The organism is Pandoraea sp. E26 (assembly GCF_000681415.1).
Lineage (GTDB): Bacteria > Pseudomonadota > Gammaproteobacteria > Burkholderiales > Burkholderiaceae > Pandoraea > Pandoraea pnomenusa.
Window position 1 is genome coordinate 339,589 of record NZ_AYXJ01000009.1, and the last position, 21,328, is coordinate 360,916.

Annotated in this window: 20 protein-coding genes; 6 read left to right on the forward strand and 14 right to left on the reverse strand. The window is 66.5% G+C overall.

The features are described from left to right. Window positions 1–10 precede the first annotated feature (10 nt). Window positions 11–1,429, forward strand: coding sequence for an alpha,alpha-trehalose-phosphate synthase (UDP-forming) (gene otsA / locus W930_RS0107005; RefSeq protein WP_023874502.1), 1,419 nt, complete (start codon window positions 11–13; stop codon window positions 1,427–1,429). 55 nt (window positions 1,430–1,484) lie between these two features. After that, a complete protein-coding gene (locus tag W930_RS0107010) occupies window positions 1,485–2,294 on the forward strand; it encodes a crotonase/enoyl-CoA hydratase family protein (protein ID WP_051399271.1) in 810 nt (269 codons plus the stop codon). 19 nt (window positions 2,295–2,313) lie between these two features. On the opposite strand, the gene W930_RS0107015 is transcribed toward W930_RS0107010, so the two are convergent. The 5 genes from W930_RS0107015 to mltG all read right to left on the reverse strand — a co-directional run bounded on the left by W930_RS0107015 (window position 2,314) and on the right by mltG (window position 6,713). Further along, complete coding sequence (locus W930_RS0107015; RefSeq protein ID WP_023595772.1) at window positions 2,314–2,988, reverse strand: ankyrin repeat domain-containing protein; 675 nt, start codon at window positions 2,986–2,988, stop codon at window positions 2,314–2,316. A gap of 61 nt (window positions 2,989–3,049) precedes the next feature. After that, window positions 3,050–3,832 carry a TatD family hydrolase gene (locus tag W930_RS0107020; protein ID WP_023874505.1) on the reverse strand — a complete coding sequence of 261 codons (783 nt, stop codon included), beginning with the start codon at window positions 3,830–3,832 and terminating at the stop codon, window positions 3,050–3,052. A 29-nt stretch (window positions 3,833–3,861) separates the two neighbouring features. Next, a complete protein-coding gene (holB, locus tag W930_RS0107025; protein ID WP_023595770.1) occupies window positions 3,862–4,902 on the reverse strand; it encodes a DNA polymerase III subunit delta' in 1,041 nt (346 codons plus the stop codon). A gap of 147 nt (window positions 4,903–5,049) precedes the next feature. Further along, window positions 5,050–5,721, reverse strand: a complete 672-nt coding sequence (gene tmk / locus W930_RS0107030; RefSeq protein WP_023595769.1) for a dTMP kinase — start codon at window positions 5,719–5,721, stop codon at window positions 5,050–5,052. Then, window positions 5,718–6,713, reverse strand: coding sequence for an endolytic transglycosylase MltG (gene mltG, locus W930_RS0107035; RefSeq protein WP_023874506.1), 996 nt, complete (start codon window positions 6,711–6,713; stop codon window positions 5,718–5,720). The genes tmk and mltG overlap by 4 nt, the downstream gene beginning before the upstream one ends. 198 nt (window positions 6,714–6,911) lie before the next feature. On the opposite strand from mltG, the gene W930_RS0107040 reads away from it, so the two are divergent. From W930_RS0107040 to W930_RS0107055, 3 genes are read left to right on the forward strand one after another with little or no spacing between them, the layout of a single operon-like run. Next, the gene (locus W930_RS0107040) at window positions 6,912–8,036 is read left to right on the forward strand and encodes a folate-binding protein YgfZ (RefSeq protein ID WP_023874507.1); all 1,125 of its coding nucleotides are present in this window, start codon (window positions 6,912–6,914) and stop codon (window positions 8,034–8,036) included. Window positions 8,037–8,056: 20 nt separating this feature from the next. Continuing rightward, a complete protein-coding gene (locus tag W930_RS29085; protein ID WP_023874508.1) occupies window positions 8,057–8,371 on the forward strand; it encodes a DUF4936 family protein in 315 nt (104 codons plus the stop codon). After that, window positions 8,362–9,192 carry an NRDE family protein gene (locus W930_RS0107055; protein WP_023874509.1) on the forward strand — a complete coding sequence of 277 codons (831 nt, stop codon included), beginning with the start codon at window positions 8,362–8,364 and terminating at the stop codon, window positions 9,190–9,192. Before W930_RS29085 ends, W930_RS0107055 begins: the two co-directional genes overlap by 10 nt. A gap of 62 nt (window positions 9,193–9,254) precedes the next feature. Here the strand turns inward: W930_RS0107055 and W930_RS0107060 are convergent, their stop codons facing one another. The 9 genes from W930_RS0107060 to W930_RS0107100 form a co-directional block, all read right to left on the reverse strand. Continuing rightward, window positions 9,255–10,250 (reverse strand): NADP-dependent oxidoreductase, encoded by a 996-nt coding sequence (locus tag W930_RS0107060; protein ID WP_023874510.1) that lies wholly within the window; start codon window positions 10,248–10,250, stop codon window positions 9,255–9,257. Between the two features lie 59 nt (window positions 10,251–10,309). Then, window positions 10,310–10,750: a PaaI family thioesterase gene (locus W930_RS0107065; protein WP_023595763.1), complete on the reverse strand. Its 441-nt coding sequence runs from the start codon at window positions 10,748–10,750 to the stop codon at window positions 10,310–10,312. Between the two features lie 157 nt (window positions 10,751–10,907). Next, window positions 10,908–11,513 (reverse strand): bifunctional nicotinamidase/pyrazinamidase, encoded by a 606-nt coding sequence (pncA, locus tag W930_RS0107070; RefSeq protein WP_024788476.1) that lies wholly within the window; start codon window positions 11,511–11,513, stop codon window positions 10,908–10,910. Window positions 11,514–11,609: 96 nt separating this feature from the next. Further along, on the reverse strand, window positions 11,610–13,706 hold the full coding sequence (locus tag W930_RS0107075) for a 3-hydroxyacyl-CoA dehydrogenase NAD-binding domain-containing protein (protein WP_023874512.1): 2,097 nt from the start codon (window positions 13,704–13,706) through the stop codon (window positions 11,610–11,612). A gap of 89 nt (window positions 13,707–13,795) precedes the next feature. Continuing rightward, window positions 13,796–14,557 (reverse strand): ABC transporter ATP-binding protein, encoded by a 762-nt coding sequence (locus W930_RS0107080; RefSeq protein WP_023874513.1) that lies wholly within the window; start codon window positions 14,555–14,557, stop codon window positions 13,796–13,798. Continuing rightward, window positions 14,550–15,377, reverse strand: a complete 828-nt coding sequence (locus tag W930_RS26515; protein WP_023874514.1) for an ABC transporter ATP-binding protein — start codon at window positions 15,375–15,377, stop codon at window positions 14,550–14,552. The genes W930_RS0107080 and W930_RS26515 overlap by 8 nt, the downstream gene beginning before the upstream one ends. Further along, the gene (locus W930_RS0107090) at window positions 15,374–16,636 is read right to left on the reverse strand and encodes a branched-chain amino acid ABC transporter permease (RefSeq protein WP_024788475.1); all 1,263 of its coding nucleotides are present in this window, start codon (window positions 16,634–16,636) and stop codon (window positions 15,374–15,376) included. The genes W930_RS26515 and W930_RS0107090 overlap by 4 nt, the downstream gene beginning before the upstream one ends. Further along, on the reverse strand, window positions 16,636–17,589 hold the full coding sequence (locus W930_RS0107095; RefSeq protein ID WP_023874516.1) for a branched-chain amino acid ABC transporter permease: 954 nt from the start codon (window positions 17,587–17,589) through the stop codon (window positions 16,636–16,638). The genes W930_RS0107090 and W930_RS0107095 overlap by 1 nt, the downstream gene beginning before the upstream one ends. 262 nt (window positions 17,590–17,851) lie before the next feature. Next, window positions 17,852–19,480 (reverse strand): 3-(methylthio)propionyl-CoA ligase, encoded by a 1,629-nt coding sequence (locus W930_RS0107100; RefSeq protein ID WP_023595756.1) that lies wholly within the window; start codon window positions 19,478–19,480, stop codon window positions 17,852–17,854. A gap of 317 nt (window positions 19,481–19,797) precedes the next feature. Between W930_RS0107100 and W930_RS0107105 the strand changes: the two genes are divergently transcribed. Further along, window positions 19,798–21,315 (forward strand): YdiU family protein, encoded by a 1,518-nt coding sequence (locus tag W930_RS0107105; RefSeq protein WP_023595755.1) that lies wholly within the window; start codon window positions 19,798–19,800, stop codon window positions 21,313–21,315. Window positions 21,316–21,328 lie beyond the last annotated feature (13 nt).

The following is a 21,328-nucleotide window of genomic DNA, read 5'->3' on the forward strand; positions in this document are numbered from 1 at the left end:
AGGAAGGAGTATGAGTCGCTTAGTCATCGTGTCGAACCGGGTAGCCCCGATCACCGAGGGCAAACCCACGGCCGGCGGTCTGGCCATCGGCGTGTTCGACGCGCTCAGGGACACCGGAGGCATGTGGTTCGGCTGGAATGGTGAAATCGATGCCGAACCGGCGACCGCGCCCGAGATCGCGCATCGCAACAACGTCACCTTCGCCACCGTGCCGCTCACGCGGCGCGACTACAACACGTACTACCGCGGCTTCTCGAACGCGACGCTCTGGCCCACGTTTCATTATCGCGATGACCTCACACGCTTCCAGCGCGACGACTACAACGGCTACCGTCATGTCAACGCGCGGTTCGCCTCGCTGCTCGCACCGCTGCTCAAGCACGACGACCTGATCTGGGTGCACGACTACCACCTGCTCCCATTCGCACAGGCATGCCGGCAGATCGGGCTGCAACAACGGCTCGGCTTCTTCCTGCACATTCCCTTTCCGTCTCCGCAGGTCCTGATGACCGTGCCGCCTCATGAAGCGCTCGTGCGCGCCATGTGCGAGTACGATCTCGTCGGCTTCCAGACGGAGACCGACCGCACCGCCTTCACCGATTACCTGCTGCGTCATGCCGGCGCGACACGTCACGACGACGATACGATCACCGCATATGGACGCACGCTGCGCACTGGCGTCTATCCGATCGGCGTCTATCCGGACGAGATTCAGCAGCAGGCGACCGCGCGTGCCACCGTCAAGCACATTCTCGACCTGAAGCAGGGCCTGCAGGAGCGCAAGCTCATCATGAGCGTGGATCGCCTCGACTATTCCAAGGGGATGCTCGAGCGCTTCCGTGCGTTCGAGCGCATGCTCGAACTCTGGCCCAACCAGCAAGGCACGGTGAGCTTCGTGCAGGTGGCGCCGCCCAGCCGCTCCGACGTGGCAGGCTACGGCGAGATTCGGCGTCAACTGGAAGCCGAGGCCGGTCATATCAACGGACGCTTCTCCGATCTGGCCTGGACCCCGCTGCGCTACATCAACAAGCGCTACGATCACGAGGTATTGATGTCGTTCTTCCGGGCGTCGCAGGTGGGCTACGTCACGCCCTTGCGCGACGGCATGAACCTGGTCGCCAAGGAATACGTCGCCTCGCAGGACCCGGCCGATCCGGGCGTGCTCGTGCTGTCGTGCTTCGCCGGTGCCGCACAGGAGCTCGACGGTGCCCTCATCGTCAACCCTTACGACATCGACGGCATGGCCGAAGCGCTGCGCACCGCGCTGAACATGTCGCTGTCCGAGCGGCAAGTCCGCCACGAACGCATGATGGGTACGTTGCGCGAGCATGACCTGTCGACCTGGCGCGATCGTTTCATCGCCGACCTGCGCTCACCGGCGGCCCAGACACCGGCCTTGCTGCGCTGCGCCCAACCTGCTGCCGCCTGACCGGAGACTCAGGCCGCCCGGGAAGACCGGGCAAACCACCGCAAGGAGAGATGCCATGCGCCAACGTACCTCACCTCCAGCCACCCAGTGCGTGGAACTGGAGACAGACGGGCCTGTGACGATCATTACCCTCTCGCGCCCTACGCGGCGCAACGCGGTGGACCGCGCGATGGCGACCGCCCTGCGCGACGCGCTGATCGCATTTGAGCAGGACGCCAATGCGAGCGTCGCGGTGTTGTGCGGCCAGGGCGCGTCGTTCTGCGCCGGCGCCGATCTCTCGGCGTTCGACGACCCCGAGCGGCGCAATGTGGTGACGCCCGATGGCAGTGGCGACGGCCCGATGGGCCTCACGCGTCGCCACCTCGACAAACCCGTGATTGCCGCGGTCAGCGGCCATGCCGTGGCGGGCGGCCTCGAGCTGGCCCTGTGGTGCGATTTGCGTGTCGCGGACGATTCCGCGACATTCGGGGTCTTTTGCCGCCGTTTCGGGGTACCGCTCATCGACGGCGGCACCGTACGTCTGCCGCGGCTGATCGGCATGAGCCGCGCGCTCGACATGATCCTCACAGGCCGCGCCGTGGGCGCGCAGGAGGCGTTCGAGATCGGGCTGGTGAACCGGCTGGTGCCGGAAGGCATGGCGCGCCAGGGGGCACTCGCGCTGGCGCAACAACTCGCAGCGTTGCCGCAGGGGGCCCTGCGCGCCGACCGTCGCGCGGCTTACGCGCAGTGGGATCTATCCCTTGAAGCGGCATTGCGCCAGGAAGGCGCCGCCGGGTATGACGTGGTGTTCTCGGAGGGCATCGCGGGCGCCCGCGCCTTTCTCGGGGGCGCCGGGCGCCACGGCGCGCCGCGCGACGCCTCCTGACGACGAGCGGCCTGTCGGCTTACTTGCCCGCCGGGCGCGACGCGTTGACCTGCTCGAGTCGCTTGCGCAGACCGTCCGCGATTTCCTTCTGATTCGACTGCATTGCGAAATCAACGGCCGTCATGCCGAGTTGGTTCTTGAGACGGACATCGGCGCCGCCGTCGAGCAGCACCTTGCAGGTCGTGATGTGGCCACCGCGCGCGGCCATCATGAGTGGCGTGGTGCCGTTGGGCGATTCGGCGTCGACGTACGCCGAGGCGTCAAGCAGGATCTGCACGATGTCGTCATGGCCGTTGGTCGCGGCATAGTGCAACGGTGCCCAACCCTTCTTGTTGACCTCGGCGTCCTTGTCGATCAGCAGCTTGACCATGGGCGTGAGGCCCTGCAGCGACGCAATCATCATCGCGTTTTCGCCAGCGGCGTTGGTCGCATCGAGGTCGGTGCGTTGATCGTTGATGAGCAACGTCGCCACGTCCGCCGACTTTTCGCGCATGGCGATCACGAGCAGCGGATTGCCCTTTTCGTCTCGGGAGTTCGGATCGACGCCCGCCTTGAGCGCCTGTGCCACCGCCTTGGTGTCGTTGAACACGACCGCCTTGACCAGCGCCGTGTTGGACGTGGCCGCTGTCGCGCATGCCGTCAGCGAAAGTACGCTGAGCAACAGCCAGGCTCGGACCATCAAAAATTTTCGCATCGGGTGCTCCTGTCGGTCGTTCGTGAATGAGACGAAGGGAAGTGACGAATCGCCCTGACGATCAGGGCCGGGCCGCGGCGAACAACCGGAAGAAGTTTTCCGTGGTCGCCTCGGCAATCTTGTGCAGCGGCTCGCCGCGCAAGTCGGCAATGAATTCGGCCACGTGACGCACATAGCCGGGTTGATTGAGCTTGCCGCGGAACGGCACTGGCGCGAGATACGGTGCATCGGTTTCGATCAGCATGCGCTCGAGCGGCACGCGGCGCGCAACGTCCTGCAAGTCGCGGGCGCTCTTGAACGTGACGATGCCCGAAAACGAAATATAGAAGTTCTGATCCAGCGCGCCCTGGGCCACCTCCCAGCTCTCGGTGAAGCAATGCATCACGCCCGCCGGTTCGCCAGCGTGTTCCTCGCGCATGATGCGCAAGGTGTCCTCTGCGGCCGAGCGCGTGTGGATGATCAGCGGCTTGCCCGTTGCCCGCGCGGCCCGGATATGCGTGCGAAAGCGCTCGCGCTGCCACGCCATGTCCTCGATGGTGCGGCCTTCGAGCCGATAGTAGTCGAGCCCGGTCTCGCCGATGGCCACGACCTTCGGCGTGGCTGCGAGTCGCACGAGATCGTCGACGCTCGGCTCGGGCGTGTCCTCGTAATCGGGGTGCACCCCGACGGACGCGAACACGTTCTCATGCTGGGCTGCGATTGCCAGCACCTGCGGCAGCGTCGGCAGATCCACGCTCACGCATAGCGCGTGGCTCACCTTGTTCTCGCGCATGCGCGCGAGCAGGTCGGGCATTTGCTCGGCCAGTTCGGGGAAATTGATATGACAGTGCGAATCGATGAACATGATGTGCGATCGGTTGCCGAGGCCCTGCGTCAAAGCGACGCCGGCCCACCGAACAACTGTTTGTATTGCAGGAAAAGCGCCTCGAGCAGCACACGCGTGTTGAGCGGGTGATGCTGCACCTGACGCTGCTGCGCGAGCTCGCGCAGGAAACCGAGCAGACGAACGTCATCCGTTGCCTCGCCACAGCGACGCAACGCCGGCGCCTGCCCCGGGAAAAAGCGTACCGCCCCGGCCATGCGCTCGGCGAGCACGTCGAAGCACCAACGCTGGAGCGTCTCCAGAATGCCGGGCAGATTGCCCTTGTGGAGCTGTTCGGCGCACGCAAGCGCATCGATGGCGGCGCCCTGCGCGAGCTGGCCGAGCATCCAGTCACGCCAGCCGCGCTCGTCGGGCGCCGCGAGCGCGCGCGCAGCCAGCGGCGCGCCGCCCGCCTCGGCCAGCACCGCACCGGCCGTGGCCGCATCGAGCCCCGCTTCGCCCATCAGCCATTGCGTGGCCTGCTGCGCGTCCGGGCGGGTCAGCACCAACCGCCGGCAGCGGGAGAGGATGGTAGGGAGCAGACGATCGGGCTGCGTCGTCACCAGCAGGAACACGACCCCCTCGGGCGGCTCCTCGAGCGTCTTGAGCAAGGCATTCGCCGCGTGAACGTTGAGCGCCTCGGCCGGATACAGCAGCACGACGCGACGCCCTTGCCGATGCGAGCCCAGACTCGCGAAGTCGATCACCTCGCGCACCTGTTCGATCTTGATTTCCTTGCTCGGCGTCTTGGTCTTCTTCTCGCCGTCCGCATCGGCGCGCGCCTCGGCGCCAGGCAAGCTGTCGGCCAGCGCTTCGGGACAGACGGCGCGAAAGTCCGGATGATTGCCGCTGGCGAACCACTGGCACGCGCCGCATGTGCCACAAGGCAGATGGTCGTCACGCGGGGATTCGCACAGCAAGCCCTGTGCAAACGTACGGGCCAGCGCGATCTCGCCGATGCCCGGCACGGCTTGCAGCAGCAAGGCGTGCGGCATCTGGGCGCGCAGGTCGTTCAGGCGTGTCCAGTCTTGTGACTGCCACGGATAAAGCATGTGAGCTCCTTGGCCGGGAGAGCGAAAGCGGCGCGACAATGCCACGCCGGTCTGGGCGTCAACGCCCTGATCGTGCCGCGCCCGTCGACGACATGACCGGATTATCGCGCGTACTGCGCGTATTGCACGTATTGCGCGTATTGCGCATCAGCGCGCCACGTGCCCGGGTACGCCCAGTCGGGCGAACACGCCGGCGAGCTTTGCGGCGATGGCGTCGATGCTTTGGGCGGCGTCGATCACGACGAACCGTTCGGGCGATGCCTCGGCACGGCGCAGATAGGCTTCGCGAACCCGGGTGAAGAATGCCGCCGATTCGCGCTCGAACTTGTCCGGCGCGCGGGCGCCGGCCAGACGGGCGGCGGCAATCGCCGGATCGAGGTCGAAGAGAATGGTCAGGTCGGGCTGGCGAGTGCCCTGCACCCAGCGCTCGAGAATCGTGAGCTTCTCGTCTGACAACCCGCGCCCGCCGCCCTGGTAAGCGAACGTGGCATCGGTGAACCGATCGGAGACGACCCAGTCGCCGCGCGCGAGCGCCGGCTCGATCACCTTGACCAGATGCTCGCGGCGTCCGGCGAACATCAGCAATGCCTCGGTTTCGAGCGCCATCGGCTCGTCGAGCACCAGCTTGCGAAGCGCTTCGCCCAGCGGCGTGCCGCCCGGCTCGCGGGTGGCGACGACATTGCGCTCCACAGCGGCAAGCCCCTGACGCAGCGTGTCGACAAACGCGTTGACGTGCGTGCTCTTGCCCGCGCCGTCGATCCCTTCGAACGTCACGAACTTGCCCGGCGTGACGGCCGGCGTTTCGGGAGAATGCGTCATTGCTCACCTCGCTGATATTTGTCCACGGCGCGATTGTGTTCCTGCAGATTCGTCGAGAAGTGGCTCGTGCCGTCGCCGCGCGCCACGAAGTACAAGGCGTCGGTCGGCGCGGGGTTGAGCGCCGCCGCGAGCGACGCCACGCCCGGCAATGCGATCGGGGTCGGCGGCAAACCCGCGCGCGTGTAAGTGTTGTACGGCGTGTCCGTCTGCAAGTCGCGCTTGCGCAGGCGCCCCGTGTACAGATCTCCCATGCCGTAGATCACCGTGGGATCCGTTTGCAGCAGCATGCGCTTGCGCAGACGGTTCACGAACACGGCTGCGACCTGCGCGCGCTCCACTGCCTGCCCCGTCTCCTTCTCGACGAGCGATGCCATGATAAGCGCCTCGTACGGCGTGGTGTACGGCAGGCCCGGTGCACGCGCGGCCCACGCTTCGTCCAGACGCTTCTGCATCAGGCGATACGCGCGCCTGTAGATGTCGATATCGCTCGTGCCTTTCGGAAAAAGGTAGGTATCCGGAAAGAACATGCCTTCGGCTTCGGCCCGGTCGGCGCCCACGAGTTGCATGATGTCGGCATCCGGCAGGCCGGCCGTGTCGTGGCGCAGCGCCGGGTTCGCGTCGAGCTCGGCGCGCATTTTCTTGAAGGTCCAGCCTTCGATGATCGTCACGACGTATTGATTGACGTCGCCGCGCGCGAGCTTTTCCATGACTTCGATGGGCGTGACGCCCGTGGCGAACTCGTAGTTGCCGGACTTCAGACGGGTTCCCACGTCCATCACCCGTGCCAGCAGGTTGAACAGCAGCGGATGCACCGGTACGCCGCCGCTACGCAATTGCGTGGCCACGCTGCGCACCGAGCTGTAGGGCTTGATCGTCACGTCGAGCGTCGGCTTGCCCAATTGGAGCGGCGTCTGCGCCCAATAGTAAAAGGCGCCGCCCGCCGCCAGCGCCGCGACGATCGACAATACCAACAGGCGTTTGATGAAATACATGAATTGCATGAGTAAGCCACGTGCGCCATTCGAGGGCGGCCGCGGGTTCGGGGGGACTCGGTCAGCCGGGGCGATCGGGCCGCACGGGTATCTCGCGACGCATTTCGCGCATCGAACCGGGCTCGCACGTCCTGGCGGAAGACCCAATATAATACTTTGACTTGCCGAACCCTCACAGATTGACAGGCACCCTCGTTTATGACCTCCCAATGGCGTGACCTTCTGCCGCAAGCGGCAGCCGCATCTTCCACAGAACTCTCGCTCGATGCCGACGCGCTCGCCGCTCAGTTCGACGCGCTGCGCAACGGCAGTTTCGTGTCGCTCGCGAGCGATACCGGATTGATTGCCGTGAACGGCGCCGACGCCGCCGCCTTCCTGCATGGACAGCTGACGAACGACGTCGAGCGTCTCGCGCCGGCACAGGCGCGCCTGGCGGGCTATTGCTCCGCGAAGGGCCGCCTGCTCGCCACGTTCCTGATGTGGCGCGACGCCTCCGCCGACGCGACGATCTACCTCGCATGCGGCGCCGATGTGCAGGCGGGCGTCCAGAAGCGTTTGTCGATGTTCGTACTGCGCGCGAAGGCGAAACTCACCGACGGCACGGCGACGCATGTATTGCTTCAGGTCGGAGGCCCGGCTGCCGAAGCCGTGCTCGCCGGGACGTTCGCTTCGCTGCCGGACTCGGCGCTCGCAGCCGCGCACGGCACACTGGGCGACGCACCGACGAGCCTCGTACGTCTGCCGGACGCCGGTACCGCCCGCGCGTTGCCACGCTTCCTGTGGAGCGTACCGGTCGCGCAGGCCGGTGCCGCATGGGCGTCGCTCACGCAGGCGGCCGGGGTCGTGACGGTCGCCCCCGACATCGCCGCCTGGCTGGATGTGCATAGCGGCGTGGCACGCGTCACGAGTGCGACGCAAGAGCAGTTCGTGCCGCAAATGATCAACTGGGAAGTCGTGGGTGGCGTGAATTTCCGCAAGGGGTGCTATCCCGGGCAGGAAGTCGTTGCTCGCAGTCAGTATCGCGGCACAATCAAGCGACGCCTGCATCTCGCCCATATCGACGGCGCGCCGCCCCAACCGGGTCAGGCGCTCGTCGAGACGAGCGACCCCGACCAGCCATGCGGCATGATCGTGCAGGCTGCCATCGCGCCGAGCGGCGGCTACGACGCACTGGTCGAACTGAAGCTCGCCGCGCGCGAGGCGAACGATGTGCGCCTGGGGGCGGCCGACGGCCCGGCACTTGCGTTTGCCGAACTGCCTTACGACATCGTCGATCCCACCGAGTCGCCCGCCTCGTCGGCGTCGTCCGCCGCTGCGTCCTGAACGGCGCGCCGCGACAGCCGATGGACTGTTACGTCTACTACCGCGTCTCGACGCACGATGCCGCCGCCGCGCGGCAAGCCGTCGCGCAGCTCCTTGCGCTGGCGGCGGCACGCTTCGGCGTGACGGGACGCCTTCAATGGCGGTTGGATGCGCCGCAAAGCGATGCCGCCACCTTCTTCGCCACCTGGATGGAGCGATACGACAGTGTCGATAACGCCTTCGTCGCCGCCCTGCCCTCGCTGGTTGCCGAGTCCGGCCTGGCAACGCTGGTGCAGGGCGAGCGCCATGTCGAGTGCTTCGTCGACGCGACCGCCGCCCAAACGCCATGTGCCTGATCGTCTTCTCCTGGGCACCTGACGCCCCCACCCCGCTGGTTCTGCTGGCCAATCGCGACGAGTTCTTCGAGCGTCCCGCCGAGCCGATGCACTGGTGGCGCGATCGCACTGACGTGCTGGGCGGACGGGACCTGCGCGGCGGCGGAACGTGGCTGGGCGTCAATCGCTCGGGACGGTTTGCCGCGCTCACGAACTTCCGCGACGGCAGGGCGCCGATGGCTCCGAAGGACGCGCCTTCGCGCGGACTGCTGGTGTCGGCAATGCTCGACGCCACACCGTTTGACGGCGATCTCGCGCGCGTGGAGAAACATGCCCATGAATATGCGGGCTTCAACCTGCTGACGGGTGATCTGCGTGCGGGCAAGCTGTTCTGGCTCGGCAATCGCGACGATGCCCGCAGGGGCCAAGACGGCGACACCCAGAGGCGCCCCCCTCCCGTCGCCCACCCGATCGCCGCAGGCATTCACGGGCTCTCGAATGCCCTGTTGGACACGCCCTGGCCGAAGCTGGTGAGCCGTCGCGACGCGCTCGGGGCTGCCCTGGCCGAGGGCGCCGACGACATGACGTTGCTCACGCTCATGCGCGATCCAACCCAGGCGCCGGACGACGCGTTGCCCGAAACCGGCGTGACGCCCGCGTGGGAGAAGGCGCTGTCCGCGGCCTTCATCGCGTCTCCCGCCTATGGCACCCGGTGCACGACGCTGCTGCGTTATCACCGCGACGGCACGCTCGAACTGACCGAGTCGACCGTGTCGCCGGGGCAAAGCGCCGACGATCTGAACGATTTGCGACGGTATCGCTTCCAGATTGCGCGAACCTGATGCACCTTCGCCGCGTTACATCGGGCGCGCCGTGACGCCAGGGCGCCCGATGTGCCGCGCGCCTACACCAGTCTCACGATCTGCTTGCCGAAGTTCTCGCCCTTGAGCAGGCCGAGAAACGCGGCCGGCGCGTTCTCGATGCCTTGCGTGATCGTCTCGCGGTAGCGCAGTTCTCCGGCGGCGATGGCATCCGTGAGTTCCCTGAGCGCCTGCGGCCAGACGTCCATGTGCTCGGTCACGATGAAGCCTTCGAGGCGGACCCGGTTCGTGAGCAGCAGCGCCGGATACTTCATCGGAATCGGCGCGCCGTTGTAGCCCGAGATCATGCCGCACAGCGCAATGCGCGAATGGGCGTTGAGGTTGCGCATGACGGCGTCGAATACCTCGCCGCCAACGTTCTCGAAGTATCCGTCGATACCGTCCGGCGCCGCCGCGCGCAGCGCTTCGTCGATGTTGCCGGCCTTGTAGTCGACACAGGCGTCGAAGCCGAGTGTCTGCACAACATAGTTGCACTTCTGTTCGCCGCCGGCGATCCCGACCACGCGGCATCCGGCGCGTTTGGCGAGTTGCCCCACGACACTGCCCACCGCGCCCGACGCCGCACTCACCGCCACGGTCTCCCCGGGCTTCGGGCAGATGATGCGGTTCAGGCCGTACCAGGCCGTCACACCCGGCATGCCGGCCGCCCCGAGATACACGCTCATCGGTACGCGCGAGTCGCGAAGTCGCTGAAGATTGCTGCCGTCCGAGATGCCGTACTCCTGCCAGCCGAACATCGCGGAAACCGCATCGCCCGGCTGCCAGTCGGGATGGCGCGATTCGATCACTTCGCCGACCGTTGCACCGATCATCACGGTATCGAGCGGTTGCGGCGGCGCATACGATCTGGTGTCGTTCATCCTGCCCCGCATGTACGGGTCGAGCGACAGATAGAAATTACGGACCAGCACCTGGCCCTCTCCCAATTCCGGCAGCTCGGGGGCCGCGAGGTGAAAGTTGTCGAGCGTGGCTTCGCCCTTCGGGCGCGAAACCAGCAGAATCTGACGGTTGATCGTCATGGCATTTCCTCCGTGTCCTGCGCGCTTTGCGGCACGCTTCACCAGACCAATACTGCCGGTCAGTCGCCTCGCGGCTCGCTCGGCCGGCGTTGCTCGCGCACGTCACGCCCTACCGCGAGGCGTCGCAGATACTTGAACGTACCCATCGCCTTGGCCACCAGCTTGCCGTTCGCATCGCGCACTTCGCCTTCGCAATAGGCCATCGTGGTCGAACGATGCAGCAAGCGACCGTAGGCGCGCATTTCGCCGGAGCCCGGCTGCATGAAGCTCGTCTTCATCTCGATGGTGACCACCCCCGTGCCCTCTGGCGCCACGCTGCGGCTCGCCGTGCTCAGCGCCACGTCGAGCAGCGCCATCGTCACGCCGCCGTGCATCACTTCCCAGCTGTTGAGATGCTTCGGTGCGAGCGGCAAACGCAACTCCGACGCGCCATCCTCGGCGCGCACCAATTCAATACCGAGAAGATCGATAAAGCCCGAGTGGATCGTCACCGCGCTCATAGGGCACTCCGGAACTGCCGAAATTGTTTGTTCATCATCACATTGTCCCCTAACAGCCCTGCACCTTGCACGCAGCGCCTGTCATGCCTTCCATCGTCGTCGCCACGCGCAATGCGCCCTGCCCCCGGCCCGCTGGCCCGTTGGCCCGTTGGCCCCTTTACTCCCGCGATACCCCTGCCGCGGCAAGCGACGCCCACGCGCTGGCCAGCGAACCATTGAGATCGATCGCCCGGCACGCGTGCTCGATCACGCAGACGTCGAAGCCTGCCGCCCGCGCGTCGAGCGCGCTCCACGCCACACAGAAGTCCGTCGCGAGACCGACGCAATGCACGCGCCGCACACCCTTCTCGCGCAGGTATCCGGCCAGTCCCGTCGGCGTACGTCGATCCGCCTCGAGAAAAGCGGAGTAGCTGTCGACATTTGCCTGATAGCCCTTGCGCACCACGGCCTGCGCGTGCGGAATATGAAGATCCGCATGTAATGCCGCGCCGTGCGTGTCCTGCACGCAATGCGCCGGCCACAGCACCTGCTCGCCGTATGGCAGCGCGATAGTCTCGAACGGTTGTCGCCCCGCGTGGTTGCGCGCAAACGAGACATGCCCCGCCGGGTGCCAGTCCTGCGTGAGCACCACGTGCGCGAACCGACTCGCGAGTCCGTTGATCACCGGCACCACTTCGTGACCGTTCGGCACCGCCAATGCCCCACCCGGCATGAAATCGTTCTGCACGTCGATCACGAGCAGCACTTCGTCCATCGGTTTCATTTCCACATCCCTCATCTGCCGTCCCGCGATGGCGTCACGTCGATCCGGCGAACCCGTCGCCCGACATCGTATCGCTCAGCAGTTGCCACGCGCCGCTCAACCATTAAAGCGCTTGCCCGCCTCGGCCAGTTCGACGAGTCGCGTCGCCGGGGTCCAATCTTCGCCATGCTCGCCCTGGGCGAATTCGCGCACACGTGCCAGCACGTTCTCGAGGCCAATGCTGTCGGCATAGAGCATCGGACCGCCGCGCCAGAGCGGGAACCCATAACCATTCAGATACACCATGTCGATGTCGGACGCGCGAGCCGCCGTTCCATCGGCCAGCACCTTGGCGCCTTCGTTCACAAGCGCGTAGACCAGGCGATCCACGATCTCTTCGTCGGAAAAGACACGTGGGGCGATACCGTTCGCGCTGCGGTAGTCGTCGAGCATCTGCGCCACCTTTGCCGATTCGCGCGGTGTGCGGTCGCCCTCGGCGTAGTCATACCAGCCAGCGTGCGTCTTCTGTCCGTACCGGCCGGCCTCGCACAGCACGTCGGCGATCTTCGGATATGCAATGCCGGGATGCTCGGCGTGACGTCGCTTGCGGATCGCCCAACTGACATCGTTGCCGGCCAGATCGCTGGTTCGGAACGGCCCCATCGCGAAGCCGAACCGCTCGATGGCGGCGTCGACCTGCGCGGGCGTTGCGCCCTGCTCGACCATCCACTGCGACTGTTTGAAGTACGGTTCGAGCATGCGATTGCCGATGAAACCGTCACACACACGTGCCACCACGGCCAACTTGCCGATTCGCTTGGCGAGCTTCATGACGGTGGCCAGCACGTCTTTGGCGGTGTCGGCGCCGCGCACCACTTCGAGCAGACGCATCACGTGGGCCGGGCTGAAGAAATGCATACCGACCACGTCATGCGCCCGCGACGTGGTCCGCGCGAGCGCGTCGAGATCGAGCGTCGACGTGTTCGATGCGAGAATCGCGCCGGGTTTGGCCACCTTGTCGAGCTCGCGAAAGACGACCTGCTTGATCGCCATGTCCTCGAAGACCGCCTCGACGATCAGGTCGGCGTCGGCGACCGCCGCGAAATCCGTGCTGCCGTGAATGCGGGCCAGGCGCTTGTCCGCCTCATCGGCAGCGAGCTTGCCGCGCGTGACGGCACGCGCATAGTTACCGCGCATCGTCTCGAGACCGCGCGCCAGTGCGGCGTCGGTCGTATCGACGAGCGTGACCGGGAGTCCCGCATTGGCGAACGTCATGGCAATGCCGCCGCCCATCGTGCCGGCGCCGATCACGGCCACGCGCTCGATCGTGCGCACCGGCGTATCGTCCGGCACATCCGCGATCTTGCCCGCCGCGCGTTCGCCGAGAAAGGCATGACGCAAGGCCTTGGACTCGGGCGAGCTGACCAGTGCCAAGAAACACTCGCGCTCGAACTTCACGCCGTCGTCGAACGCACGCGACAGTGCCGCCTCCACGGCCGCCACGCATTTATGTGGGGCAGGAAAGTGCGGTTGCTCTCGCTGGACTTTCTCTCTCGCGGCGTCGATGGCCGCTTTCGCGGCGCCGTCGGGGTCGTCGATCGCGACATCGCGCAACCTCGGCAACGTCTCGCCGCGCGCGGCCACGTCATTGGCGAAGGCAATGGCGCCAGTCAGCAGGTCGTCATGCGAGCCCTCGAACAGTTTCGAAAAGAGCGTGCCGACCAAGGCTTCCGACTTCACCACGCGACCCGACACGACCATGTCGAGCGCACGTGCGACACCGATGGCGCGCGGCAGTCGTTGTGTGCCGCCCGCGCCAGGCAACAGCCCGAGCTTGACTTCCGGCAGTGCGATCTGCGCCCCGGGCAGCGCCACCCGGTAGTGACACGCCAATGCCAGCTCCAGACCGCCGCCCATGGCGACGGCATGGACCGCGGCAACCACGGGTTTGGTGCAGGCGTCGAGCGCGGCAATCACGTCCACCAGCAGCGGACTTTGCGTGGCCTTCGGCGTATTGAACTCGCGGATATCCGCTCCGCCGGAAAATGCCTTGCCGGCACCGATCAGCACAATGGCTCGCACCTGCGTATCGGCCTGGGCGCTGGCCAGCCCCTCGGCGATACCCGCGCGGGTCGCATGTCCCAGGCCGTTGACAGGGGGATTCTCCAGCGTAATGACCGCTATGCCGTCGCGAATCTCGTAAGCCGTGCTCATCGTTGTCTCTATCCTTGTATTGTCCGTTCGTTGGGGGTGCCGCGAGCACGCAGGCCGCAGCAATACGATCGTTCGATTCTAGCGCAGCGCTAGACCTCGAGCCATTCGCGCCGGACCGCGGGCGCGGCGACCAGCGCTTCCGGCTCGCCCTCGAAGACGAGCGCGCCTCGGCCCATGACCGCAACCCGTTGCGCACACGTGAGCGCGAGCGACAGCTTCTGTTCGATCAGCAGGATCGCCACGCCAGTGGCCCGAAGATCCGTGAGGATTCGCCCGATTCGCGCGACGACACGAGGCGCCAGACCTTCGGTCGGCTCATCAACGATCAGCAACGACGGCCCGGCCATCATGGCCCGACACAGCGCGAGCAGCTGTTGCTCGCCGCCGGAGAGCGCCCCCGCCGGCGTGTCCCGGCGCGGGGCGAGCTCCTCGAACCGCTCGAATGCCTGCGCGAGTGTAAGCGCACGACGCTCATTCGCAATGGCCTCACCCGAGCGCTGCCGCCCTGCGCGCAGACGTCCCCATCCTCCCAACAGCCCGCGACTTGCCCGCTGGCCCAGCAGCAGATTCTGCGTCACCGTCAGGGGTGCGAAGACATCGCGCGTCTCCGGCACGTAGCCAATGCCCAAGCGTGCGATTCGATGCGGCGCGAGCGAGACCAGCGATCGTCCTTGCCAGCGAATTTCACCCTCTCGCGGCACTTGCCCCATGATCGCCCTGGCCAACGTGGAGCGCCCTGCGCCGTTGCGGCCGAGCACCGCCACGATCTCCCCGGGACCCACTCGCAGCGTGACGCCGTGCAGGACACGGCTTCCTCCATACCCCGCACGGACGTCGATCAGCTCAAGCATCGCGGGCCTCCCCGGCGCCGGCGGGTCCGAGCGCGTCGGCATATTCGCCCAGATACGCGGTACGAACATCCGGATGCCGACGAATTCGCTCCGGCGTGTCGCAGGCGATGACCGCGCCTCGCGCGAGCACGGCGATTCGGTCCGCCAGCGAGAAAACCACCCGCATGTCGTGCTCGATCATCAGCAATGCTCGCCCGCGGCTCAGTTCCGCAATGAGCGCCACCATGCGCGCGGACTCCGACTGACTCATCCCGGCGGTCGGCTCGTCGAGCAACATCACGCTGCCCGCCGACGCCGCGCACATCCCGACTTCGAGCACGCGCTGTTCCGCATAACTCAACGCGCCCGCCGGCACGTCGCGCCGAGCCTCCAGTCCAAGGCGCGCCAGCCAGGCTTCGCTGCGCCGTGTCACGTCGTCAAGTCCACGCATGCGCCGCCAGAAGGTGTAGCGGTGGCCGCTCGGCCAAAGTCCCGCGCAACGCAGATGGTCGATCACGCTCATGTGTCCGAACAACTGCGACGTCTGAAAACTGCGCGACAGCCCGCGACGACTGATGACGTGCGGCGCGCGCCCGGTGACGTCGCGATCGTGCAGCAGAACACGGCCCTTGTCGGCGTGCGTTCGGCCGGTAATCACGTCGAACAAGGTACTTTTGCCAGCGCCGTTCGGTCCGATGATGGCCAGACGCTCCCCGGCCGTCAGCGTCAGATCGACACCGCACAACACCTGCGTCCGGCCGAACGACTTGTGCAGCCCACGGATGCTGAGCACTGGTGCGGGCGTCGCGGCGGTCGTCGCGTGTTTCGTCGCGCGCTTCATCGCCCCTCCTGCGCCGACATGCGCATGGCGGCCACCGCGCGACGCAATCGAGCCCCCGTGCGCACAAGCACCGCCAGCCCGGCCACGGCCGCCAGCGCGGCCAGCGCCCATGCGCCTGCGCCGGGTGTGCTCGCGCCGCCGTTCGCCGACACCCCGGCGTCGGCCGCCAGACGCGAACCGTAGGTCATCTCGACAATCGCGACCAGGCCGCCGGCAAACAGCGCCATGCCGACGCAAACCCCGGCATAGGGCTTCCACAGCCGACGTACCGCGCCGCAACGCCACGCCTGCACGTGCGCCGCCATCAGCCCCGCGACGCCCCCGGGCGCGAAGATCACCACGGCGAGAAACCCCAGCCCTACGTAGAGCTGCCACGCCCGCGTGAATGTGGCGAGCACCACGGTCGCCAACACCCCGATCACGGCCCCTAACATGGGTCCGACGAAGTAGGCCGCACCGCCGAGCACCGTGAAGACGAGCACGACGCCCGAGCGCTCGAGGCTGAACGTATCGGCGCTGACCAGTTCGAAATTCAGCGCACCCAGCGCGCCGGCCAGACCGGCGAACGCCGCCGCGATGATCTGCATGCGGTAACGCACAGCGGCCGGCGATTGTCCGAGGAACGCGACCCGACCGTCGTTATCCCGTACGGCGCGCGCAAGAAACCCCAGCGGCGTGCGTGTCACGCCGTACATCAGCGTGGCGCAGACGAACCACCAGAACGCGACCAGCCCGTAGACTTCGCGCTGCGTCGCGAACGTCACACCGAACCAAGCCGCGCCGAGCGTTCTGTCCGTCGGTATGCCGCGCTCGCCGCCGAACCACTCAGGCAGCATGGCGGCCATCACCCAGACGAGTTCCGCGACGCCCAGCGTAATCATGGCGAACGTCATGCCGGCGCGACGCGTGGTGACAAAGCCCAACGTGGCGCCCGCAATGCCTCCGGCGAATGCGCCCGCAAGCGGCACCAGCGCCATCGAGACGGGCCAGCCCTGCAAGCCGATACGATTCATGCACCACACCGCGGCGTAGGCGCCCACGCCGGCATAGGTCGCGTGGCAGAAGCTCAACAGTCCCGTCGTCCCGAGCAGCAGATTGAACGACAGCGCGAGAATCGCCGCCGTTCCCATTTGCGTCATGAGTGTCAGGGCGGCGTCGGAAGGAAAGCACCAGGGGGCAACGCCGAGGACCGCCGCGAAGCACACCCACGCGATGGCTCGACGCGCGATCGGAGCGGCGACCACGGAGATGTCCCGCATCATCCCTCCCGCACGCCAGCAAGCCCGCGCGGGCGCCACAAAAGCACCGCCACCATCAACAGATATGGCACCGCGGGCGCGAGCTGCGCCACGCTCAGGCGCGCGAGGGGTGCCAGGGGGGCGAGCGCGCCCCCCTGCGCCGAGGGCCACCACGCCACCAGGCTCGCATCGCTCGTGACGGCCCACGTTTGCAACAGCCCGATGAGCAGCGATGCCACGAAAGCCCCGCCCAACGATCCGAGCCCGCCGACCACCACCACCACGAACACGACACTGCCCACCGTTGCCGCCATCCCCGGTTCGGTGACGAGCACATTGCCGCCTGCCGCGCCGGCGAGCGCCGCCAGCGCCGCGCCGCAGGCGAACACGCCCGTGTATAGCGCGGGCACATCGTAGCCGAGCGCCTGCGTCATCGCGGGCTGCGACAGCGCGGCCTGAAGCACGAGCCCGGCGCGCGTGGCACGCAGCGCCCCCCACACGAGAAGCGCAATCGCGCACGCCAGCAGCATCAGGAACAATCGGTAGGCAGGCACCGCCACCCCCGCGATGCCGATCAGGGTCCCGTCGAGAACGGCCGGCACGGCATAGTCCACCGGACCACGCCCCCACGCCAACTGCACCAGCTCGACCACGACGTAGGCCAGCCCGAACGTGGCGAGCAACTCCGCCAGCACGCCGCGCGCCCGTAGCCGCCGAAGCACGCTGCGCTCGAACAATGCCCCGACAGCGCCGACGAGCAGCGGCGCCGCGATCAGCGCCGCCCAGAACCCGATCCGCGCCGACAGCGCGTAAGCAAAGTACGCGCCCAGCATGTAGAAGCTCGCATGCGCGAAGTTCAGCACCCCCAGCATGCTGAAGATGAGCGTGAGTCCGCTGGACAGCATGAACAGCAGCAAGCCATAGCTCACCCCATTCACGAGTACGAGGCCGGCGGTGGCACTCAGCAGATGCACTGCGTCTCCTTCGGAATCGTCAGGAAAAGACGCGGCAGAAGCCGCCGCGTCGGGGAAATTTCAGGCTGACATTATAGAGGGGACGGACGTGGCGACCGCTGACGAATCGCGCGAAAAGCGCCGCCATTACAGGATTTCGGATGCGTCCGAGGCAGCGCTCGGCGCTTTCCCAGCCCCGGTCGGGGCACGCCGCCACCCTGGCTGCCATGGCCTATGCCCCGGGCCGACGGGCGCCGGCCGGGACGCGACGCGAGCGTCGAAGCTAAGACGCCGCGCGATGGTCGCGGAACTTCTCGCGCAGTTTGAGCTTGAGCATCTTCCCGGTTGCGGTGTGAGGGATTTCGTCGACGAAGACGACGTCGTCCGGAATCCACCACTTCACGACGCGCCCCTGATAGAACGCCAACACGTCCTCGCGCGACAGCGACGAGCCGGGTTTGCGTACGACCACGAGCAGCGGCCGCTCCTCCCATTTCGGATGCGGCATGGCGATGCACGCGGCCTCGTGAATTTCCGGATGCGCCATGGCGATGTTCTCGACGTCGATCGAACTGATCCATTCGCCGCCCGACTTGATGACGTCCTTGCTTCGGTCCGTGATCTGCACATATCCCTCGGCATCGATGGTCGCCACGTCGCCGGTGGGGAACCAGCCGTCGACCAGCGGCGACGCGTCGGCGCGGAAATAACGCTCCAGCACCCACGGCCCCCGGGCGTAAAGGTCTCCGAACGCCTTGCCGTCCCAGGGCAACGCTTCGCCGTCGGGTCCCACGATCTTCAGGTCGACACCATAGATCGCCGTGCCCTGCTTCTCCAGAATATGCTGCTGCGCCTCGGCCGGCAGGTCGCGATGATGCTTGCGCAAATGACACAGCGTGCCCAGCGGCGACATCTCACTCATGCCCCAGGCGTGAATCACGCGTACGCCGTAGTCCTTCTCGAAGGTCTGCAGCATGGCCGGCGGACAGGCCGATCCTCCGATCACCGTACGCTCGAGCGTGGAGAAACGCGCACCGATGGACTTGACGTACGTGAGCAACCCCAGCCACACGGTCGGCACGCCCGCCGAAAACGTCACGCCCTCGGCCTCGAACAGTTCATAAAGCGACTTGCCGTCGAGATCCTTGCCCGGAAACACGAGCTTGGCACCGACGAGCGCGCTGGAGTACGGCAGTCCCCAGGCGTTCACATGGAACATCGGCACCACCGGCAGCACGGCGTCGCGCGCCGACATCGCCATCGCATCGGGCAACGACGCACCGAAGGCATGCAGCACGGTGGAGCGATGGCTGTAGAGCACGCCCTTCGGGTTGCCGGTCGTGCCCGACGTGTAGCAAAGGCCCGACGCCGTGTGCTCGTCGAGGGACGGCCAGACGAAATCGCCGCTTTCCGCCTCGACGATGTCCTCGTAGCACAGCAATGGCAACTGCGAGGGCGGCAGATGCGCCCGGTCGGCCAGGGCAATCCAGCCCTCGACACCCGGACACTGAGGCGCGATCGCCTCGACCAGCGGCAGGAAACCAATGTCGAACGCGACGAAGCGATCTTCGGCGTGATTGACGATGTAGGCGATCTGCTCCGGGAACAGGCGCGGATTGACCGTATGAATCACGCTGCCCATGCCCGAGACGGCGTAGTAAAGCTCGAGATGGCGGTAGCCGTTCCACGCGAGCGTGCCCACGCGCTCGCCGTCACGCACGCCAAGGCGGCGCAGGGCCTGGGCAAGCTGTCGCGACCGCCGCTCGGCGTCACGCCACGTATAACGGTGAATGTCGCCTTCCACGCGACGCGACACGATCTCGGTATCGCCGTGGTGACGGGCGGCGTGCGTGAGCAGCGAGGAAATCAGCAGCGGCGCGGCCATCATCTGGCCGAGGAGCGGTGTTGCCATGCGTCGAATCTCCAGGAAAGTCGGAAATACCGGAATTACGGGGATACGTCGGGAACAGCGATCGGCATTCGTGCGACGCGCGCCGCGCGTGAAGCGCGAGTTGGCACGTGTGATGCGTGCATTCGTGAGCACCGCGGAGAATCATTCTTGACGCGCGCGCGCTGCGGGTCAACGCCCTTCGCTTGTGCGCCGCAACACCGCGGCACGCCGCGCGCCGCGCCAGCACTTGGCGCGTGCCAGCCCGCCAGGGCGAGGCCCCGGCAGCACGCGACGGATACCTCAAGTAGAATGTTTGTTCACCATCAGGAACGTCCCCAATGCCGGCCAACGACCGCTGCGCTGCTGCGCCTCATTCGCTCGAACCGTTCGGACCGCTCCGTCTGATCAACCGCTTCGCCACGCTCGGCACGGATTTCTACACGCGCCTGTCGCCGCAACCGTTGCCCGAGCCCTACCTGGTCGGCTTCTCGGCCGACGCCGCCCGGCTGCTCGGTTGGTCGCCCGCCGCGGCACGCGACCCCGAGTTTCTCGCCACCTTTGCGGGCAACGCACCACTGACCGGCGGCGACCCGCTCGCGAGCGTCTATTCCGGGCATCAATTCGGTGTCTGGGCCGGGCAATTGGGCGACGGTCGCGCACTGCTGCTCGGCGAGTCGGACGGTCCGGGAGGACGCTGGGAAATCCAGATCAAGGGGGGCGGACTGACGCCCTATTCGCGCATGGGCGACGGCCGTGCGGTGCTGCGCTCGTCGATTCGCGAATTTCTTGGCTCGGAGGCGATGTTCCATCTGGGCGTGCCGACCACGCGCGCGCTGTGCGTGATCGGCTCCGACGCCCCCGTGCGTCGAGAAACCATCGAGACGGCCGCGGTTGTCACGCGCCTGTCGCCGAGTTTCATCCGATTCGGGCATTTCGAACATTTCTGGGCCGCCGATCAGTACGAGGCGCTGCGGCAGTTGGCCGACTTCACGATCGATCACCACTATCCGCATTGCCGCGAGGCCGCCAATCCGTACCTCGCAATGCTCGAGGCGGTGTGCGACGCGACGGCCGAACTGGTGGCGCACTGGCAAGCCGTGGGCTTCTGTCACGGCGTAATGAACACCGACAACATGTCGATTCTCGGGTTGACGATCGACTACGGCCCTTTCGGATTTCTCGACGGATTCAACGCCCACCACGTCTGCAATCATTCGGATTCGCAGGGCCGATACGCGTACCAGGCGCAGCCGAATGTCGCCTACTGGAACCTGTTCTGCCTCGCGCAGTCGCTGTTGCCGCTGTTCGGCGAAGGCGATGCGGCCATCGAGCAGGCGCAGTCGGTGTTGCCCGTGTTCAAGACCCGCTTCGCCGAGGAGATCGATCTGCGCATGCGCGCCAAGCTCGGTTTGCGCGAGTCGCATGCGGATGATGAGACGCTCATCAACCGGCTATTCAAGCTGATGCACGAGGGGCGCGTCGACTTCACGCATCTGTTCCGTCAGCTCGCCACACTCCAGCTCGACGCCCCGTCAGCCGACGCCCCGTTGCGCGACATGTTCATCGATCGCGAAGGTTTCGACGCCTGGGCCGTGGACTATCGCGCCCGCCTGCGGCACGAGGCGAGCACCGATGCGAAGCGCGCGGTGGCCATGCGCCTGGTCAATCCCAAGTACATCCTGCGCAACCATCTGGCCGAAATTGCGATCCGGCGCGCCAACGAGAAGGATTTCTCGGAAGTCGACACGTTGCTCAAGGTGCTTTCGCGCCCCTACGACGAACAGCCGGAATTCGAACGCTACGCCGAATTACCCCCCGACTGGGCCGGACAACTCGAGGTCAGTTGCTCGTCCTGAGCGGCCTCGCGCC

What these genes read in the sequence shown, in the direction of transcription:
- otsA (WP_023874502.1), top strand. Translation starts at nt 11, where the DNA reads ATGAGTCGCTTAGTCATCGTGTCGAACCGGGTAGCCCCGATCACCGAG.
- W930_RS0107010 (WP_051399271.1), top strand. Translation starts at nt 1,485, where the DNA reads ATGCGCCAACGTACCTCACCTCCAGCCACCCAGTGCGTGGAACTGGAG.
- W930_RS0107015 (WP_023595772.1), bottom strand. Translation starts at nt 2,988, where the DNA reads ATGCGAAAATTTTTGATGGTCCGAGCCTGGCTGTTGCTCAGCGTACTT.
- W930_RS0107020 (WP_023874505.1), bottom strand. Translation starts at nt 3,832, where the DNA reads ATGTTCATCGATTCGCACTGTCATATCAATTTCCCCGAACTGGCCGAG.
- holB (WP_023595770.1), bottom strand. Translation starts at nt 4,902, where the DNA reads ATGCTTTATCCGTGGCAGTCACAAGACTGGACACGCCTGAACGACCTG.
- tmk (WP_023595769.1), bottom strand. Translation starts at nt 5,721, where the DNA reads ATGACGCATTCTCCCGAAACGCCGGCCGTCACGCCGGGCAAGTTCGTG.
- mltG (WP_023874506.1), bottom strand. Translation starts at nt 6,713, where the DNA reads ATGTATTTCATCAAACGCCTGTTGGTATTGTCGATCGTCGCGGCGCTG.
- W930_RS0107040 (WP_023874507.1), top strand. Translation starts at nt 6,912, where the DNA reads ATGACCTCCCAATGGCGTGACCTTCTGCCGCAAGCGGCAGCCGCATCT.
- W930_RS29085 (WP_023874508.1), top strand. Translation starts at nt 8,057, where the DNA reads ATGGACTGTTACGTCTACTACCGCGTCTCGACGCACGATGCCGCCGCC.
- W930_RS0107055 (WP_023874509.1), top strand. Translation starts at nt 8,362, where the DNA reads ATGTGCCTGATCGTCTTCTCCTGGGCACCTGACGCCCCCACCCCGCTG.
- W930_RS0107060 (WP_023874510.1), bottom strand. Translation starts at nt 10,250, where the DNA reads ATGACGATCAACCGTCAGATTCTGCTGGTTTCGCGCCCGAAGGGCGAA.
- W930_RS0107065 (WP_023595763.1), bottom strand. Translation starts at nt 10,750, where the DNA reads ATGAGCGCGGTGACGATCCACTCGGGCTTTATCGATCTTCTCGGTATT.
- pncA (WP_024788476.1), bottom strand. Translation starts at nt 11,513, where the DNA reads ATGAAACCGATGGACGAAGTGCTGCTCGTGATCGACGTGCAGAACGAT.
- W930_RS0107075 (WP_023874512.1), bottom strand. Translation starts at nt 13,706, where the DNA reads ATGAGCACGGCTTACGAGATTCGCGACGGCATAGCGGTCATTACGCTG.
- W930_RS0107080 (WP_023874513.1), bottom strand. Translation starts at nt 14,557, where the DNA reads ATGCTTGAGCTGATCGACGTCCGTGCGGGGTATGGAGGAAGCCGTGTC.
- W930_RS26515 (WP_023874514.1), bottom strand. Translation starts at nt 15,377, where the DNA reads ATGAAGCGCGCGACGAAACACGCGACGACCGCCGCGACGCCCGCACCA.
- W930_RS0107090 (WP_024788475.1), bottom strand. Translation starts at nt 16,636, where the DNA reads ATGCGGGACATCTCCGTGGTCGCCGCTCCGATCGCGCGTCGAGCCATC.
- W930_RS0107100 (WP_023595756.1), bottom strand. Translation starts at nt 19,480, where the DNA reads ATGGCAACACCGCTCCTCGGCCAGATGATGGCCGCGCCGCTGCTGATT.
- W930_RS0107105 (WP_023595755.1), top strand. Translation starts at nt 19,798, where the DNA reads ATGCCGGCCAACGACCGCTGCGCTGCTGCGCCTCATTCGCTCGAACCG.